Annotated in this window: 18 protein-coding genes; 6 read left to right on the top strand and 12 right to left on the bottom strand. The window is 36.9% G+C overall.

What is annotated here, in order from left to right; all coding sequences use genetic code 11:
• Nucleotides 1-3: 3 nt before the first annotated feature.
• Genes purF through purE form a run of 7 tightly spaced genes read right to left on the bottom strand, consistent with a single transcriptional unit; the run spans nucleotide 4 to nucleotide 6,828 of the window.
• The gene (gene purF, locus PYW36_RS08145) at nucleotides 4-1,425 is read right to left on the bottom strand and encodes an amidophosphoribosyltransferase (protein ID WP_037571849.1); all 1,422 of its coding nucleotides are present in this window, start codon (nucleotides 1,423-1,425) and stop codon (nucleotides 4-6) included.
• On the bottom strand, nucleotides 1,404-3,593 hold the full coding sequence (gene purL / locus PYW36_RS08150; RefSeq protein ID WP_103159445.1) for a phosphoribosylformylglycinamidine synthase subunit PurL: 2,190 nt from the start codon (nucleotides 3,591-3,593) through the stop codon (nucleotides 1,404-1,406). Before purL ends, purF begins: the two co-directional genes overlap by 22 nt.
• Entirely contained in the window at nucleotides 3,586-4,257 is a 672-nt protein-coding gene (gene purQ / locus PYW36_RS08155; protein ID WP_037571853.1) for a phosphoribosylformylglycinamidine synthase subunit PurQ, read from the bottom strand. Before purQ ends, purL begins: the two co-directional genes overlap by 8 nt.
• Nucleotides 4,257-4,526: a phosphoribosylformylglycinamidine synthase subunit PurS gene (gene purS, locus PYW36_RS08160; RefSeq protein ID WP_037571855.1), complete on the bottom strand. Its 270-nt coding sequence runs from the start codon at nucleotides 4,524-4,526 to the stop codon at nucleotides 4,257-4,259. The genes purQ and purS overlap by 1 nt, the downstream gene beginning before the upstream one ends.
• A gap of 1 nt (nucleotide 4,527) precedes the next feature.
• Nucleotides 4,528-5,235: a phosphoribosylaminoimidazolesuccinocarboxamide synthase gene (purC, locus tag PYW36_RS08165; RefSeq protein WP_037571857.1), complete on the bottom strand. Its 708-nt coding sequence runs from the start codon at nucleotides 5,233-5,235 to the stop codon at nucleotides 4,528-4,530.
• Nucleotides 5,232-6,359: a 5-(carboxyamino)imidazole ribonucleotide synthase gene (gene purK, locus PYW36_RS08170; RefSeq protein ID WP_037571859.1), complete on the bottom strand. Its 1,128-nt coding sequence runs from the start codon at nucleotides 6,357-6,359 to the stop codon at nucleotides 5,232-5,234. Before purK ends, purC begins: the two co-directional genes overlap by 4 nt.
• Nucleotides 6,346-6,828, bottom strand: a complete 483-nt coding sequence (purE, locus tag PYW36_RS08175; RefSeq protein WP_037573011.1) for a 5-(carboxyamino)imidazole ribonucleotide mutase — start codon at nucleotides 6,826-6,828, stop codon at nucleotides 6,346-6,348. Before purE ends, purK begins: the two co-directional genes overlap by 14 nt.
• A gap of 211 nt (nucleotides 6,829-7,039) precedes the next feature.
• On the opposite strand from purE, the gene folD reads away from it, so the two are divergent.
• Nucleotides 7,040-7,897 carry a bifunctional methylenetetrahydrofolate dehydrogenase/methenyltetrahydrofolate cyclohydrolase FolD gene (gene folD / locus PYW36_RS08180; RefSeq protein ID WP_037571861.1) on the top strand — a complete coding sequence of 286 codons (858 nt, stop codon included), beginning with the start codon at nucleotides 7,040-7,042 and terminating at the stop codon, nucleotides 7,895-7,897.
• Between the two features lie 156 nt (nucleotides 7,898-8,053).
• Here folD and PYW36_RS08185 read toward each other — a convergent pair whose 3' ends face one another.
• A complete protein-coding gene (locus tag PYW36_RS08185) occupies nucleotides 8,054-9,199 on the bottom strand; it encodes a globin domain-containing protein (protein ID WP_103159446.1) in 1,146 nt (381 codons plus the stop codon).
• A gap of 206 nt (nucleotides 9,200-9,405) precedes the next feature.
• Between PYW36_RS08185 and PYW36_RS08190 the strand changes: the two genes are divergently transcribed.
• From PYW36_RS08190 to qoxD, 5 genes are all read left to right on the top strand, one after another.
• Complete coding sequence (locus PYW36_RS08190; protein ID WP_037571867.1) at nucleotides 9,406-9,744, top strand: immunoglobulin-like domain-containing protein; 339 nt, start codon at nucleotides 9,406-9,408, stop codon at nucleotides 9,742-9,744.
• Nucleotides 9,745-10,215: 471 nt separating this feature from the next.
• Entirely contained in the window at nucleotides 10,216-11,307 is a 1,092-nt protein-coding gene (gene qoxA / locus PYW36_RS08195) for a cytochrome aa3 quinol oxidase subunit II (protein WP_037571870.1), read from the top strand.
• A gap of 2 nt (nucleotides 11,308-11,309) precedes the next feature.
• Nucleotides 11,310-13,298, top strand: a complete 1,989-nt coding sequence (gene qoxB / locus PYW36_RS08200) for a cytochrome aa3 quinol oxidase subunit I (RefSeq protein WP_037573014.1) — start codon at nucleotides 11,310-11,312, stop codon at nucleotides 13,296-13,298.
• A complete protein-coding gene (qoxC, locus tag PYW36_RS08205) occupies nucleotides 13,288-13,893 on the top strand; it encodes a cytochrome aa3 quinol oxidase subunit III (protein ID WP_037571873.1) in 606 nt (201 codons plus the stop codon). The genes qoxB and qoxC overlap by 11 nt, the downstream gene beginning before the upstream one ends.
• Nucleotides 13,890-14,180 carry a cytochrome aa3 quinol oxidase subunit IV gene (gene qoxD, locus PYW36_RS08210; protein WP_037571876.1) on the top strand — a complete coding sequence of 97 codons (291 nt, stop codon included), beginning with the start codon at nucleotides 13,890-13,892 and terminating at the stop codon, nucleotides 14,178-14,180. Before qoxC ends, qoxD begins: the two co-directional genes overlap by 4 nt.
• A gap of 314 nt (nucleotides 14,181-14,494) precedes the next feature.
• Here the strand turns inward: qoxD and PYW36_RS08215 are convergent, their stop codons facing one another.
• Genes PYW36_RS08215 through PYW36_RS08230 form a run of 4 tightly spaced genes read right to left on the bottom strand, consistent with a single transcriptional unit; the run spans nucleotide 14,495 to nucleotide 18,807 of the window.
• Nucleotides 14,495-15,838 (bottom strand): glycosyltransferase, encoded by a 1,344-nt coding sequence (locus tag PYW36_RS08215; protein ID WP_037571879.1) that lies wholly within the window; start codon nucleotides 15,836-15,838, stop codon nucleotides 14,495-14,497.
• Between the two features lie 17 nt (nucleotides 15,839-15,855).
• Entirely contained in the window at nucleotides 15,856-16,674 is an 819-nt protein-coding gene (locus PYW36_RS08220) for a prolyl oligopeptidase family serine peptidase (RefSeq protein ID WP_037571882.1), read from the bottom strand.
• A gap of 19 nt (nucleotides 16,675-16,693) precedes the next feature.
• Nucleotides 16,694-17,611 carry an ABC transporter ATP-binding protein gene (locus PYW36_RS08225; protein WP_037571885.1) on the bottom strand — a complete coding sequence of 306 codons (918 nt, stop codon included), beginning with the start codon at nucleotides 17,609-17,611 and terminating at the stop codon, nucleotides 16,694-16,696.
• Nucleotides 17,612-17,616: 5 nt separating this feature from the next.
• Nucleotides 17,617-18,807 (bottom strand): glycosyltransferase family 4 protein, encoded by a 1,191-nt coding sequence (locus PYW36_RS08230; RefSeq protein WP_037571888.1) that lies wholly within the window; start codon nucleotides 18,805-18,807, stop codon nucleotides 17,617-17,619.
• Between the last annotated feature and the right edge of the window lie 11 nt (nucleotides 18,808-18,818).

Consider the following 18,818-nt stretch of genomic DNA (forward strand, 5'->3'; position numbering starts at 1 on the left):
TCTTTACACTCCTCTACGCTTTAATTCTTTAGCTACGGGTAGTTCGTGGTCCACGATTTCAATAGGATAATTGCCTGTAAAGCATGCATTGCACTCACCCTTTGAACCATATTGTTTAAAGACATAGTGCATGCCTTCCACAGATAGATACGTGAGTGAATCTGCCCCAATCATATCTCGAATTTCATCGAGCTCATATTGTGCTGCCATCAACTCAGCATGTGTAGAAACATCAATGCCGTAGTAACATGGATTTTTAAGCGGGGGCGACGAAATGCCCATATGCACTTCTTTTGCTCCTGCAGATTTTAATGTTTTGACAATATGTTTACTCGTAGTTCCACGCACAATTGAATCATCAATCACGACCACACGTTTACCTTCAATCACATCGCGTATCGGGGCGTGCTTCATTCGTACTTGACGCTCTCGCACCGCTTGATCCGGTGTAATAAATGTGCGTCCAATATAGCGATTTTTTAATAAACCTTGCTCATTCGGTACGCCTGATGCTTCTGAAAACCCTTTTGCTGCTTGTAATGAAGAATCCGGAACACCGATAACGATGTCCGCTTGGATGTTCATCTCTTTCGCCAACTGTCTCCCGAGTGCTTTTCTCACTTGATAAATAGAGTGTTTACGAAACTCAGAGTCGGGTCTTGCAAAGTAAACATATTCCATAGAACACATCCGATGGTCAATATCAGATGTATAATGATCGTAGTCAACGTCGTCTTCATTTGAAAACGTAATAAGTTCTCCTGGCTCAATATCTCGAATATACTCCGCACCGATAGCTGTGAAGGCGCATGTTTCGCTCGCCACACAATATGCGCCATCAACTTTACCTAACATTAAAGGGCGCACACCGCGATGATCACGTGTCGCGGTTAATTGTTGTTCATTTAAAATGACACAGCTAAAGGCTCCCTTCATTTGATTTAAAGCCGCCTTTTGATTAGTTTTAATATGTTTTGAGTTCCCTTTTATGAGTAAATGCGCAAGGACTTCTGAATCACTCGTCGTTTGAAAAATCCCCCCTGTGGATTCAATCGCTCGTCGAAGTTGAAGGGCATTTGTTAAATTCCCATTATGAGCTAGTCCAAGATCGCCTTTCGAGTGTTTAAATAAAAACGGTTGCACGTTTGAAACTTCACTCGCACCCGTCGTAGCATAACGGACATGGCCAATCGCATGCGGATAGCCTTCTAAAGATTGCAACTGAGCATCAGAAATGGCTTCCGTTAATAAACCCATTCCTCTCGCTCCAAAAAGCTGTTCTCCATTAGAACACACAATTCCAGCACCTTCTTGACCTCGATGTTGTAAACTGTGTAATGCAAGATACGTTAAGTGTGCTGCATGAGGATGATTCCATATTCCAAAAATACCGCATTCTTCATTTAATCCGCGGATGTCATACATGCCTCAATTGCTCCTTCCCATTCACGCTTGATTTCAGATTTTTGACGTTCAATCACTGCATCTGAACTTTGAACTTTAAAGACATCCTTATCAACAAATGTCCCTATTTTAATCGCGTCTTTCATGTTGAATGTTTGTCCTTCTTTGACACTCACAATATAACGTCCTGGCGTCTCGCTAAAGAACATTGCTTTTTCAAATGGTAAAGTAGCGTCAATTCCTAGATCATAGTACGCACTCATTCGAGCTAAAGTAATTAATGCACCGCCTTTACCTACTGTTTGAACATGTGATAGTTGTCCATTTCGAATGGCTTCACGGATTGCCTCTCCGCGATGCACTTCTTGTATTAAATCAATATGTTCTGATTCATGATTCACTTGTTGATATAATAATTTTTCAATTTGGCTTCCCCCAAAGTGCGCCACTGTGTCGCCTACGATATAAAGTGTGTCTCCCGCTTGAGGGTGGAAGTTTTTAAGGTAATCAATATCTTCAATAAGTCCTACCATGCCTACAACAGGTGTTGGAAAAATCGATGACGTCCGTGTTTCGTTATACAAAGAAACATTTCCGGAAACCACAGGTGTTTTTAACACTTCACAAGCTTCAGCCATACCTCGTGTTGAATCAATCAATTGTTGATAAATTTCTTTTTTCTCTGGTGAACCGTAATTTAAGCAATCTGTCATAGCTAAAGGTTTCGCACCCACTGCAATTAAGTTACGATAAGCTTCAGCCACTACCATTTTTCCGCCTTCATAGGGATGATTAAATACGTAACGTGCTTCACCATCAATTGTTGAAGCGACGGCTTTGTTTGTGCCTTCAACACGAACGACAGAGGCTTGCAATCCTGGCTTCACAATAGTGTTCGCACCCACTTGTTGATCGTATTGAGAATATAAATAACGCTTAGACGCAATGGTTGGGTGTACTAATAACTTATTAAATACTTCATCTTCATCAATTTTTGAATAATCACGTGTTTCAGGTGTATAGTTTGGTTTTTCACCTTCTAAAATGTAAACAGGTGCTTCATCAGCGAGTGGCTCAACTGGGATATCTGCAAAAACTTCCCCGTCATAAGTCAATACGAATCGATTCGTTTGAGTGACTTGACCAATGACTGCACTATCGAGCTCATAATGCTCAAATAAATCTAAAAATTTTTGTTCCGTCCCTTTTTCTACGACTAATAACATACGTTCTTGTGTTTCTGAAAGCATCATTTCATAAGGTGAAATCCCTTGTTCTCTTACTGGAACTTTTTCTAATTCTAAATGAATACCGCTACCGCCTTTAGCTGCCATTTCAGAGGAGGAAGAAGTTAAACCTGCTGCGCCCATATCCTGAATACCGACAAGCTCTTTATATTGAATAGCCTCTAAAGTCGCTTCCATTAATTTCTTACCTACAAATGGATCACCGATTTGAACAGATGGGCGCTTACTTTCACTTTCTTCTGTCAACTCTTCTGACGCAAACGTCGCCCCATGTATCCCATCGCGACCTGTTTTTAAACCGACATAAATCACAGAATTGCCTTCTCCTTTGGCTGTCCCTTTTTGAATCATGTCATGGTCTATTACACCGACACACATCGCATTGACAAGAGGGTTGCCATCATAACGTTCATCAAACTCTATTTCACCTGCTGTCGTAGGGATACCGATACAATTTCCGTATCCACCAATACCCGCAACAACACCACGACATAGGCGACGATTCGTTTTTTCAGTGAGTTCACCAAAACGTAAACTATTTAAAAGGTTGATGGGACGTGCACCTATTGAAACAATGTCACGAATTATTCCTCCAACTCCTGTAGCAGCACCTTGGTAGGGTTCAATGGCTGAAGGATGGTTGTGGGACTCAACTTTAAATACGACTGCTTGGTCATCTCCAATATCAACGACACCTGCACCTTCACCAGGCCCCATTAAGACATGTTCACCAGTAGTTGGGAATTGTTTTAAGAAGGGTTTGGAGTGTTTATACGAGCAATGCTCACTCCACATTACCGAAAAAATACCGATTTCAGTAAAGTTAGGATCACGTTGTAGTATGCTTCGAACTTTTTCATATTCCGCTTCACTTAACCCCATATCTTTGTATAACTTTTCGCTTTTTACCTCTTCAGCCGTAGGTTCTAAAAATTTAGACATGTTGTTCCCTCCAACTTTCTACCATTGATTCAAATAATTTCACACCACTATCTGTTCCTAAAATAGTTTCCAGTGCACGTTCAGGGTGAGGCATCATCCCACAGACGTTACCTTCTTTTGAAACAATACCTGCAATATCTTGATAAGAGCCATTCGGATTCTCTTTGTATTTCAGAATAATTTGATTATTCTGAATTAAATCGTGATACATCTCTTCAGTACAATAGTAATGTCCTTCACCGTGCGCAACAGGATAAATAACTTCTTCCCCTACTTCATAGCGTTGTGTAAAAGGGGTGTCTGCATTTGTAATCGTTAAGCGTTCGTTTCGACTAACAAATAAATGACTATCATTATGTAATAATGCGCCTGGTAATAAGCCGATTTCAGTTAAAATTTGAAAACCATTACATACCCCAAGTACAGGTTTACCTTCTTTAGCCAAACGTTTCACTTCATGAATAATAGGGGCTACACTCGCCACAGCGCCTGAGCGTAAATAGTCTCCAAATGAAAAACCACCCGGAATTAATACACCGTCAAAACCTTCTAATGATGTTTCACGATAATCGACATATTGGGCTTCTACCCCTGATTTTAAAGCAGCGTTATACATGTCTCGGTCACAATTTGATCCAGGAAATTTGAGTACCGCAAACTTCATTAGACATTCTCCTTTTCTGAAGGTTCCTCTAAAATGGTATAACTATATTCTTCTATTACGGTGTTCGCAAATAATTTTTCACTTAATGTCGTCACTACATTATGGACAGCTTCATCTGTTGCTTCATCCACTGTTAAATAGAGAACTTTTCCGACACGAATATCGTCTACTTGTGTATAACCTAAATCATGTACCGCACGTGTTAATGCTTGGCCTTGCGTATCTAAAACTTGGGGTTGCAATGTAATGTGTAATTCAATTTTTTTCATTTTAAAGAGCCTCCAGTTTATTTAAGAATGATTCATATGTTTTGATTAAAGAGCCTGTCTCATTGCGGTAAACATCTTTATCAAAGTTTTCACCTGTGGTTTTATCCCAAATTCGACATGTGTCTGGTGAAATTTCATCTGCTAGCAGTAGGTTTCCTTCTGAATCTTTACCAAATTCAATTTTGAAGTCTACCAAATCTAGATTGAGTGCACTCATAAGCTGTATTAAAGCTTGATTGACTTGAAGGGCTTGCGCTTTTAGACTTTGTATTTCATCATCATTAGCAATATGCAAGAGCTTAATGTGATCTTCGGTAATTAATGGGTCATTCAGTTCGTCTTTTTTATAGAAGAATTCAACTAATGGTGTATCAAATGGATGACCATTTTCAAAGCCCAATCGTTTTGTAATGGAGCCTGATGCTATGTTTCTTACGACGACTTCTAATGGGATAATTTTAACCGCTTTTACAAGTTGCTCTGTTTCTGAAATACGTTGAATAAAATGGCTTTTCACACCTTGTTTAGCAATGAACTCAAAAATTTCAGAAGTGATTCTATTATTTAAACGTCCTTTTCCTGTCATTTGGTCCTTTTTAGCACCGTTTCCAGCTGTAACTTCATCTTTATACTCAATACGGAGAACTCCAGGTTCTTCAGTTTCAAACACTCGTTTCGCTTTTCCTTCATAAACTAACGCATTACTCATGATTTTCTCCCTTCAAAATATGTCATTAGTGTTTTTTCTACGTTTTGAATATCATCTGTAAGCTGTGTTAAGTGCCCCATTTTACGTAAAGGCTTGCGTGAAGTTTTGCCATAAATGTGCACATGCCACTCTGGATGTGCGTCAAACTCAACTTCCAGTAAATCTAAATCTTTACCAAGCAAATTCATCATTACGGCAGGTTTTAGAAGTTCAATAGTCTCCGGTAGTTTTTGACCCGTGACAGCCATAATATGTGTATCAAATTGTGAATAATCACAAGCCTCAATCGAATAATGACCGGAGTTGTGAGGTCTTGGTGCAATTTCATTCACATACAGTTCGTCATTTTCATCTATAAAAAATTCAACGGTAAATGTTCCAATAAAGTGAACGGCTTGCGTAATTTTAAGGACTTCTTCACGTGCAAGTTTTTCGTGATTGTCGCGAGCGGGGACGATGGTTTTAAATAAAATTTGCTCACGATGTTCGTTTTCTTGCAACGGGAAAAAGACGATTTGTTGATGAGCACCTTTTGTCACAGTGACAGACACTTCACGTTTTAGAGTTAAATATTTTTCAGCCACACATTCTTGATCTTTAATCAGTGCCAAAGCTTCATTTAAATTTTGCTCACTGTCAACGAGAATTTGGCCTTTGCCATCATAACCACCGAAGCGCGTTTTTATAATGAACGGATAGCCTAATGTCTCTGTTGCTTGCTGTAATTCTTGAGGCGTCGTCACTTTGCAAAATGGCGCCACATGTGCCCCTGCTTTTTCAATCGTTTCTTTTTCAGTCAATCGATCTTGTAATAGTTGAATAGCTTCGTAACCTTGTGGCACGTTAAAACGTTCTGTCAATTTATGAAGTTGCGTTGCGTTAATGTTTTCAAATTCATAGGTAATGACATCAGATTGTTCTCCTAGACTCTGTAACGCTGCCTCATCATCGTAATCGGCATGAATAAATTGATGTGCAACGAATTGCGCCGGACATTCCGCATCTGGGTCTAATATAATAATGCGATAGCCCATCTTTTGCGCCGATTGTGCCATCATTTTTCCGAGTTGACCCCCACCGATAATCCCTATCGTTGAACCAAATTTGAGTTTATTGTAAGTCATTTTGCATACCCTCAACTTTTTCAATTAATGTTTGTTCATATTCATGGAGTCGTGTTTGAATCGCCTCATCTGTCGCTCCAACTATGCGTGCTGCTAAAATACCAGCATTTTTAGCTCCTGCTTTACCGATGGCTGTTGTTGCCACAGGGATACCTCCAGGCATTTGAACGATAGAAAGTAAAGAATCCAATCCCTTCAATTGTTTCGATTCAATCGGAACACCAATGACAGGTAATGTCGTCATTGAAGCCACCATTCCTGGGAGATGAGCTGCACCACCCGCACCAGCAATGATAACCCGATAACCATTTTCATAAGCTTGTGTTGCAAAATCCACCATCATGTGAGGCGTACGATGTGCTGATACTACCTTCGCATCGTACGGAATTTTAAAATAAGCCAACATGTCACAAGCTTCTTTCATGACTTCCCAGTCAGATGAACTTCCCATTATGACCGCTATCTTCAATTTGAACACCCTTTCAATCATTTGAAATCCCATGTCAATTAGTTGTATATTACAGATATAGCATAACAATCAAAAATGCTTTTTTCAATGCTAAAGTCGAACTTTATCGTAAATTTCTTTTTAATATTTCGTGTTTTGACATTAAAATCACGATAAATAAATGGAATGTACGTGATATTGTTCGAATCAATCAAAGGGAGGATTTTGTATTATGAGTGCAAAAATTTTAGATGGTAAACAAATCGCAAAGGACTACCGTCAAGGATTACAAGATGAGGTAGAAGTTTTAAAACAAAAAGGGTACACACCAAAATTATCCGTAATTTTAGTCGGTAATGATGGCGCAAGTCAAAGTTATGTTCGTTCTAAGAAAAAAGCAGCAGAAAAAATCGGAATGATTTCAGAAGTTATCCACCTTGAAGAAGACACATCAGAAGAAGATGTTTTAAAAGAGTTAGAACGTTTAAACAATGATGAATCCGTAAGCGGTATTTTAGTTCAAGTGCCTCTACCTAAACAAGTAGATGAACAAAAAGTTTTAGATGCCATTGATCCAGATAAAGATGTAGATGGGTTCCATCCAATTAATATCGGACGCTTATATTTAGATCAAGCGAAACTTATTCCATGTACACCATTAGGCGTAATGGAGCTTTTAAAACATGCGGATATTGACCTAGAAGGTAAAAATGCTGTCGTTATCGGCCGTAGCCACATTGTAGGACAACCTGTTTCTAAACTATTAATCCAACAAAATGCGACAGTCACTGTACTTCATTCTCGTAGTCAAAACGTTCATGAACACCTTAAAAATGCAGATATTATTGTCAGTGCGGTAGGTCGCCCTGGTATGGTGAAAAAAGAAGATGTCAAAGAAGGTGCAGTGGTCATTGACGTCGGTAATACACCTGATGAAAACGGAAAATTAAAAGGGGACGTAGAATACGACGAAGTTTCAGAAGTAGCTGGAGCAATTACACCTGTTCCAGGTGGCGTAGGTCCTATGACAATTACAATGGTATTAAATAATACATTAATCGCTGAAAAAATGCGTCGCGGTTTAGAATAAAACTTGCGCTTTATCATCTTTGCAGAGAAGGGTTCACCTTCTCTGTTTTTTGTTTTTAAAATCAAAAAAAGACTGTTTACCAAGTCTTATACTCAGCAAACAGTCTGAAAGTGAAACACTATCCTTCACTTTTATTTTGTTTTAAGATTGTCAATGTTAAACTTCTACGCTTAAACGTGGGACAAATGTTTCATAGTAAATATTATCTTCGTTAAAGTTTAACGTTTTAAGTTCTTTAATCATTGATTGTAAAAACGGTGTTCCCCCACAAATGTAAACTTGTGTTTCATCAGTTAGGTACTTTTTAAGCTCTTCCGCCTCTAAATAACCTTCTTTATCGCGGAGATGGTAGTGTACATCTGTATTGTTACCTTGAGATTTAATTTTATCAATCTCCTCTTTGAACGCAACATCTGCTTCAGAAGCCGCTACATTAATAAATTGAGATTGCGGCGCTTCTTTAACAGCTTGACGATACATTGAAACAAGCGGAGTCACACCAACACCACTACCTAAAAATAGTTGAGGTTTATCCGTGTTGTGTAATTGGAAACCACCTACTGGTGCAGATAAATTGATAGTGTCACCTTCGTTGAATTCATCATGTAAGGCTGTTGACACTTCACCTTCATGGCCATCGCCTGATTCGCGACGTACACCAAATGTAAGATAGTTTTTACCACCGTCAACAATTGAATAATGACGTTTTGCACGGTAAGGTAATTTTTCACTTTCAATATCTACAGTAATGTATTGACCTGGTGTAAATTGACTTAAGTCAAATTCATCAGATGTTACGGTAAACGCTTTGATATTATGAGTAATTTGTTCGATTTTTTCAATTTTAAATGGTTTAAAACTTTCCCAAGCCATGTGATCGTAAATGTCTTTTTCAATAGAAATAAAGGCATCGGCAATGTCTCCATACGCTTTTTCCCAAGTGGTAATAATTGGGTGATCCGCATCTAAACCAACCACTTCCTGAATGGCTGCTAATAAGTTTTCACCAACGATAGGATAATGTTCTGGACGTACATCTAAAGCACAATGTTTATAACCAATTTCTTTAACGATCGGTAAAATAGGTGTCAAATCTTCAATATTAACTGCTGCTGCTAAAACTGATTGTGCAAGCGCTGTGGATTGAAAACCTTTCTTTTGGTTAGTTTGGTTGAACATATTACGTAATTCAGGGTGTTGATTGAACATTCTGCCGTAAAACTTAGCTGTGATTTCTGTACCTTTTTCTTGAAGTACGGGTACAGTTTCTAAAATAATCCCTTTTTCTTCTTGTGTTAACATTACAATCACTCCTGTAAGAAAATTTTCATGATAATTATAACCACGCTTATACTATATTCCCTTTTTAAAGCTTTGAATACATTTAAGACATGTCATCATTGTGACATTTACAAATCCTTAACCTTTTTAAGCCTAAAGATTGATTTTATCCAAGCCGTAAAACAGGTATAATAAATTTGTATAGAAACAAATGGATGACAGAGCCAATGAATCAAAAATTACTTCAATCTTTGTCAGCTTTAGGGGTTTCAGCCACACTGGTGACACCTAATTTAAATGCAGAAGCAACTTCGAATCACATTCCTTCAATCAAAGGAACGGCAGACTCAAAAATCACTGTAGGGGTTCAATATCATCCTCTTGATGGCGTAAAAGCTTATGATAAAGAAGATGGTGACCTCACAGATAAAATCAAAGTCAAAGGCCATATTGATACGACTAAGGCCGGTACATATCAATTAGAATATAAAGTCGCTGATTCTGATGGTGCAATTGAAACCTCACATCGCATCATTGAAGTCGTGGATGCCCCTTCTCTTGATTAGTGCGTCACAAAGCAATAATTATTAAAAATTCATTTACTATTTAAAAATAGCATTTTTAGTTTTTTTCAATGTTATATAGTATAAGAATGGGAGTTTATTTTGAAGGCGTTTTCTCACCTTTAAAATAAGCTCTTTTTCTATTTACATTGTACGTCATTTCTCCCCTACTCATAAATTAGCATTTTCCCTATAATCCTATCTGTATTTCCCCTTTTTAAATAAGAAGAAATTATTCTGAAAGTTGTGCCAAATCGTGTAATGATAGCTATTTTTGCAAAATTAGCTTAAGATAACACATTTCACAAAATGTACACATTATTTTCATAAACCCTCTATCCCTTGTCAGTGTTAGAGTCACATGGCATGCAACAAATTTATTTCGACGAATTTCTAAAAAGCCTCTTGTAAATATCACATATTATTTTAAAATTAATGTAAGCCCTACAATTGTAGTATTAGGAGGTCAAAAAAGTGTCAAAATTAAAGTCTTTGCTTCTAGCATTCGGAACATTATTTTTGCTTGCGGGCTGTTCTGATGTAGAAGTTTTAAACGCAAAAGGGCCAATGGCGAGTGACCAAAGATTTTTAATCATTTACTCGATTATTTTCATGGTTGCCATTGTTGCTGTCGTACTTATTTTATTTGCTATTTTCACTTTTAAATATCGTTACAACAAAACGAGTGAATCTGGCAAGATGCATCATAGTGTGTTACTTGAGTCTATTTGGTTCATTATCCCAGTAATTATTTTAATTGCTTTAATGATTCCAACTGTTAAGTCACTTTATGATTATGAAGAACCACCAAAAGCCAAAGATGATCCAATGGTCATTTATGCAGTAAGTGGTGGATACAAATGGTTCTTCGCTTATCCAGATGAAAAGATTGAAACGGTCAACCACGTGACAATCCCAACAAATCGTCCTGTCACTTTCAAACTTCAAGCGATGGATACGATGACAAGTTTCTGGGTACCTCAACTCGGGGGTCAAAAATATGCCATGACTGGCATGACAATGCAATGGACGTACCAAGCTGATGAAGAAGGTACATACCGTGGAAGAAACTCTAACTTTAACGGTGAAGGTTTCTCACGCCACACATTTAATGTGCATGCAGTTAGTCAAAGTGACTACGACAAATGGGTAAGAGAGGCTAAGTCTGAAAAGAAAATCGATCAAGATACTTTCGACAAACAACTTTTACCTATCACACCTAACAAAGAATTAACATTCAGTGGAACGCACATGGCATTCGTGGATCCAGCTGCTGATCCAGAATATATTTTCTACGCTTATGAACGTTTTAATTACACACCTAAAGATCCTAACTTCTACGACGATAAAGAAGGCGTTTTAAGCGAACCGAATAAGCCAGCACGTAAGCCACAAATCACAAATCCAAACTATGAACGTCATGGTATGAAAGTAGCCATTTTAGGTAATGACGAACCATACAACAATGAGTTCATTAAAGAAGAAAAACACAACATGGATGAAATGGAATCTATGCACAAAGGTGCAAAATCGGAATCAAACGATAAAAGTGGAGGTGGACATTAATGATGGACTTTCCATGGCATGAGCTTATTGTAAATGGTAACTGGATGATTACCATGGCTCAAATTGGTGCACCATTCTTAGTGATTGGTGTCATTGCAGCTATTACTTACTTTAAGCTTTGGGGATATTTATACAAGGAATGGTTCATGTCAGTCGACCACAAGAAAATTGGGTTAATGTACTTGATTTGTGCTGTTTTAATGTTTGTACGTGGTGGTATCGATGCGATTCTTTTACGTATTCAATTAACAGTACCGAACAATCCATTCTTAGAATCAAATCACTATAACGAAATTTTCACTACGCACGGTGTTATCATGATTATCTTCATGGCGATGCCACTTGTAATTGGTTTAATGAACATTATTATCCCATTACAAATTGGTGCGCGTGACGTTGCATTCCCTGTACTTAACAACATCAGTTTCTGGTTGTTCGTTGCAGGTATGTTACTTTTCAACCTTTCATTTATTATCGGTGGATCACCTGCCGCTGGTTGGACAAACTACGCACCACTTGCTGGTGAATTCAGTCCTGGACCAGGTGTAAACTATTACCTTATCGCAATCCAAATTGCCGGTATTGGTACACTTGCAACTGGGATTAACTTCTTTGTCACTATTATTAAACTTAAAACACCGAGTATGACATTTATGCAAATGCCAATGTTCGTAGTTACTACGTTCATTACAATGTTAATCATTATCTTAGCATTCCCTGTATTAACAGTTGCACTTGCATTAATGACAGTAGATAGAGTTTTTGACTTCTCATTCTTTACTGTTGCCGGTGGCGGTATGCCAATGCTTTGGGCAAACTTCTTCTGGGTATGGGGGCACCCTGAGGTATACATTCTCGTATTGCCAGCATTTGGTATCTACTCTGAAATCATTCCAACGTTTGCTCGTAAACGTTTGTTCGGTCACCAAAGTATGGTGTGGGCAACAGCTGGTATCGCATTTTTGAGTTTCATCGTTTGGGTTCACCATTTCTACACAATGGGTAGTGGTGCTTTAGTCAACTCATTCTTCTCAATTACAACAATGTTAATCGCTGTGCCTACGGGTGTAAAAATCTTTAACTGGTTATTTACACTTCACAAAGGCCGTATTACTTTTGAATCACCAATGCTATTCTCATTAGCATTTATTCCTAACTTTACAATTGGTGGGGTAACAGGTGTTATGCTTGCCATGGCATCTGCCGACTTCCAATATCACAACACTTATTTCTTAGTGGCCCACTTCCACTATACTATTGTTGCTGGTGTTGTATTTGCATGTTTCGCAGCTATGATTTTCTGGTATCCAAAAGCAATGGGATACAAATTATTCGAAAAACCAAACAAATGGTTCTTCTGGATTTTCATGATTGGTTTCAACGTGACATTCTTACCTCAATTCGTATTAGGTTTAGACGGTATGCCACGTCGTTTATACACTTACATGCCAGAAGACGGTTGGTTCTTATTAAACGTCATTTCTTCAATTGGTGCGGCAATGATGTCTATCGCATTCTTAATCTTTGTTGGTAACATCGTATACAGTCACTTAAAAGCACCTCGTGAAGCGACTGGCGATAACTGGGGTGGTTTAGGCCGAGGCTTAGAATGGTCAACTGCTTCAGCAATCCCACCACATTACAACTTTGCGATTACACCTCACTGGGATGACTTAGATTCATTCGTTGAGATGAAAGCTCAAGGTCGTCATTACTTAGACAATCACGACTATAAAGATATTCACATGCCAAATAATACACATATTGGTTTCTGGATGGGTATCCTCTTCTTTATCGGTGGATTCTTCCTTGTATTCGAAACAATTTTACCGGCAATCCTAAGTTTACTTGGTATTTTCGGATTAATGATTTGGAGAAGTTTCCAACAAGATCACGGTTACCACATCCCTGCAAGTGAAGTTGCTGAAAATGAAGCGCGCTTAAGAAAAGCACGTCAAAAAGAAAGGGAGGCTATGAATCATGAGTCATAAGGTTGATACAATTGATGCACGTACGCATGAAGGTAATTTAAACAAACTCGGTTTCTGGATCTTCCTTACAGCTGAATTTGCACTTTTTGGTACGCTTTTCGCAACACTGTTAACCCTCCAACATGGTGGGGGTTACGGTGGCATGATGACAACAGAGCTATTTGAATTACCTCTTGTTTTAATCATGACATTCTTGCTTTTAGCAAGTTCTTACACATGTGGTATTGCCATTTACTTCATGCGTAAAGAAAAGAAAACATTGTTTATGGTCTGGATGATTATTACTGTACTTCTTGGTGTTGGCTTCGTTGCATTTGAGATCTTCGAATTCACTCATTATGCACACGAAGGCGCGGTACCACAAGCAGGTTCTTATTGGTCAAGTTTCTTCTTACTATTAGGAACTCACGGTGCCCACGTAACATTAGGTATCTTCTGGATTATATGTTTATTAATCCAAGTTGCAATGCGCGGACTTAATAAATTCAATGCACCTAAAATTTTCATTGTAAGTTTATACTGGCACTTCTTAGATGTTGTTTGGATTTTCATCTTCACTGCCGTATATATGATAGGGATGGTGTTTAGCGGATGAATACAGTAGTCAAACATACAATAGGCTTTATCGCCTCAATCATTCTTACGTTACTTGCAGTTTTCGTTACTCTATACACATCATTGTCATTTCAAGCTAAAGTAACAATTATTTTTGGTTTCGCTTTTATTCAAGCATTTTTACAACTCTTAATGTTCATGCACTTAACTGAAGGTAAAGATGGTCGTGTTCAACTTGCAAAAGTTATCTTCGCTATCATCATTACACTTGCCATTGTGATTGGTACATTCTGGGTAATGCAAGGTGGCCACAGCGCTCACTTATAAAGCAAACTTGATATAAAAAAGGCTTACACATCACGTGTAAGTCTTTTTTTGTGGCTATGTATTTCTACTTTTGAGCTTCCCCCTTCTGTAAAAGTTCATTAACTAGATCGTAAACACAATACTATCTACAGGTATTAACCCCTACTCTTTATACCTTTTGAAAACGCCGATAGTTTATCCCACTATATAGAAAAGCGGACGAGTGAAATGATGAACTCATTACATTCGTCCGCTTTATTTTAAAGTTTTTAAGAAGCGCTATTTCCAACCTAAAAAGTAAGAGAGTGTTCCCTCCCTACAGTTTATATATATATCTAAGAACGTTGCGCTTTTAATTTTTGTTTGACTTTACCCACATACGACGCTTTTGATTCTATCCGTTCATAAAGGGCTAATAATTTGGATTTTTCATTTTGCCAATTATAAATCATTTTGGCTTTTTCAGTGTTCGCTTTCGCATGTGCATATAAGGCATCATTCGTTAGAAATTCATTGACCGCTTGTGCGATATTATGAGAATCATGTGCATCAATAGCGATCCCGACTTCTTGTTCATTAACCACTTTGGCAATTTCTGGAAAATCACAACTGACTACTGGAACATGTGCCATCATATATTCAAACAATTTGTTAGAACTTGCAGAATAATGATTAAAACACACGTTTTGTAATACTTGGAAGCCTAAAAAAGCCTCTCTGGTAATACTAGGTAACTCTTGAAATGGTACTTTTTCTAAAAAGAAAATACGATGCTTTTCAGGGGATTTCGCTGCTTGTGCTTTTAATGCATTTATAAGTTTACCCGCACCGATAAACACGAGTACCCCTTCTTTAATATAAGGCATCGCCTCAATGAGTTTTTCTAAACCTCGACCTTGTTGTAATCCGCCTTGATAAAGTAAGATTTTTTCATCTTCTGAGATGCCTAATTTTTGATGAAGATTGACTTTAGGTCGTTCATTAATATCATACAACTCTGAATAATTGTATAAAGTTTGAGGATAAAAGCCATATAACTTTTCATTATGCTTAGCACGTGTATGATTTTCTACCATCATTTCATCAACGAAACGTAGTAGAAACTTTTCAATCTTTTTAATTTTTTTCGTATCATAGCCCGTACGATCCGTTTGAACCTCATGACTGTCATATATCAACGGTTTCGGTTTCAAGCGGAATTTCGCACATATAATGCCTTGAGGTAACGTATTTAAATCATTTGAGTGGTAAATATCTGATTTGCACAAATACCCTCTAATAATCATTCGTGCAATAATGGCGCTATTGATGACGATTTTTCGCACTTTTCGTTGTTTAATAGCCACTGCGCCTCCTAATAACATGAGGAGATAGCTCGATAAAATCATAAAGTTCACAAAAAACAAGCCTGCTGCGACCACCATCGCAACACCCCCTACCATGATAATAAAGGGCTTTCCGTAATCCGCATACGTTTGTAGTAGCCAAGGGTACCGTTTTACACGATGCACACGAAAACGTGCATTTATTTTTTCAAAAGCTTTTATTGCAGGATTTTTAGGATCATTAATTGCAATTAAGTCCACATCATAGCCTGCTTCGGATAAAGCCGTGCATTCTCGATTAACCCGAGCGTCATTGGTGAAATGATTCCATACAAACATGCCTACTTTTTTCATCAAATATCCTCCTTACTTTAGTATATGTTCAGTTCTTTGTTTATTATCAAATTTACAATTTCTACCGTCTTATCTTTAGGAAGAGGACTATGTCCAGACTTTTTGTCATTGTAAAATAGAAAATTAATTTTAGAACTATCAAGATTATATTTATCTAGCATTTGCATAAAGGGATTAACGTGATTCTCCATATCCGATTTACTCAAACGATTTTGTATAAAAAATAACAGAGGCACATGCTTACATTTTTTCATTAATGCGGTAGATGAAAGCCTATCAGCGTATCGTTTATTCACTTCGTCAAAGCTCACCTCTTCTCCAAATACTAAATGATAAGCTTTTAATACTGCATTTCTTGAATATCTATGCACATAAGCTTGCGGATTATTAACAATAGCACATGAATTTCTATGTAAAGTGGCTAGCATTAATGAAATAAAGCCTCCCCCAGAACTTCCATAATAAGTCACATTTGAGTCTTTAATTTCAAGAAGCTCCGCTATTTTTTGGCTAATTCGTGCGTAATCTTCAACATAATATCGATCCTTTGTGCCTAATCCCCAACCTAATGAAACGTTACTGTTGTGAATAGTTCGATCATCTATAAACAAACAATTCGCATCAAATTCTTCACGCCAACTATTTCTTAAAAACACTGGAGGTGTAGATTTATTTAAATCAATCGCTCCATTAGAATGCACAAGTAAATTTTCATTATTCTCTTTAAGATGTAATAATATATAGAAATCCAAATTATCTACCACTAGCTTAATTTTTTGATTGTTAACTTTTATTAAATCATCTTTGGTTAATTCATCAAAATTTAATTCAAACATAACTCATTCCCCTTTTATACTACATTAATTGAAAACCAAGAGAGATTAGCCATCCAACAAATACTATACTTACAAATCCATAGGTTTTCCAAGAAACTTCTTGAAACGATTGATGTGGTGTATTCATGTTTGAATTTGCTTGTTGCTGTTGTATTTTCTTTTTTTTATATTCAATTTGTTCTGCTTTAGGCATTTTTTTTATTTTTTGAATTAATGCATTATAGCGTTTAATAACAGCATTGACATCATCATACGCGACCATTTGACCATAATGAATCCAAAGCGCTTTGTCACACATTTTTCTGATTTGACTTGCGGAATGAGAAACGAAAAATATAGTTTTACCATTCGCTTGGAACTCTTTCATTTTATCAATACATTTATTAGAAAACGTTTCATCCCCGACTGAAAGCGCCTCATCAACGATTAATATATCGGGATCCGTATGAATAGCAATGGAAAAACCCAATCTAGACTTCATACCACTTGAGTAAGATTTAAGCGGTTGATAAATAAATTCATCAAGTTCACTAAACTTTACAATATCATCAAACTTGTCATTAATTTCTTTAGTGGTCATTCCATGCATTAAACATTTATAACGTATATTTTCCTCTCCTGTAAAAGAGGGATTTAAGCCAGCACCAATAGCAATTAATGACGGCTTACCTGTTGTCCTAACTTCGCCATAGGTGGGTGATACCACTTGCCCTAAAATATTGGAAAGTGTGGATTTACCTGATCCATTCAATCCGATAATACCTACTGAGGTGCCTTTTTCCACCTTAAAACTCACATCTTTCAATGCATAATAGGGTTTAAACTGATACGTTTTACCAAAAGTAAATAGTGAAAGCAATTTCTCTTTTCTACTACGGTTCAAATCGTATATCTTGGTGACATTTTCGCAAACAACATTATATTTACTGTCAGTCATTTGGTTCACTCCTTCAAGAAGTTAATCAATTCTTTAATGTTTGTTTCCCAATTCAAAAATTTATCTCTATAATGCCTAATATTTAATAATTGTGATTGATAGTATGAAGTGTCATTTCGATACAATAAAATCTGCTCTAACAATTCTGAGGGGGTAGCTTTCATTTGAGCAAAACCAATTTGATAATTTCTAATGTCCTCTGCCATTTTTCCACCAATATTTGTTACAGGTAAGGTATCGACACCTAATGCATCGACAATTTTACCTGGTAAAACATTTAAAAAGGTTTCATCTTCATTCAATATTGAAAGCGCAATGTGATGCTTTGATATTTCTTTAAGACATTTTTCCCGGCTCATTGCAGGTTTAAGGATGACATTTTCTAAATTTTCTACAGCTTGTCTAAATTTAGGTGCCTTCACCCCATATACGATGGCTGTAACTTTAATTTTATGGTCATTGAGTAATTGAAATAATTCGATTAAATGATTGACATCTTGCGCATATCCAATATTTCCGGTATAAACTACGCTAAATTCTGGAAATTTTTCCTCTTCAATACGCTCTTCTTTACTCACCGAATTAGGTATAAACTTGATAGGAATATCTTTAGAAATCATTTTTGTAATATGTTGATAAAACCCTTTATTATTAATCACTATTTTATCTGCACGTTGATACATAATTTTCTCTAGTAATTTTAGGAGAGGCCACGTATATTTCAACTTAATCCCTTTAATGCCATTCACACTATCAGGCCATAAATCTCTAATTTCTAAAATATATAACGGTCTTTTAGCCTTCTTTAACAGTAAAGTTGCCCATGCGATAAATATATTTGGACTTGTCACATAGATATAATCGTAGTCATTTTGATGTCTATATATAAAATACTTCACCTTCAAAAACTGCTCTATATAATAAAATAACCTTGCAATTAAATTTTTGTTTTGCTTTGCAAACGTCATTTTCATGCGAAATATTCTATCTTTTTCATATTGATTAATCAATTCATCATTAAAATAGCTTTTATCTTTAAAGAGTTCATGATTGGGATAGGATGGGTATGTTGTTAAGACATGTGTCTTTACATTTTCTTCTGTAAAATGTTTAAATAACATTTTCATTCTATTTGCTGCTGAACCTAGTTCAGGATAAAAGTTCTGTGTAATAATTAAGAGCTTTTTAGATTTCATAATTTAAACTC

It is taken from the genome of Staphylococcus chromogenes, assembly GCF_029024625.1.
In the GTDB taxonomy this organism is placed as follows: domain Bacteria; phylum Bacillota; class Bacilli; order Staphylococcales; family Staphylococcaceae; genus Staphylococcus; species Staphylococcus chromogenes.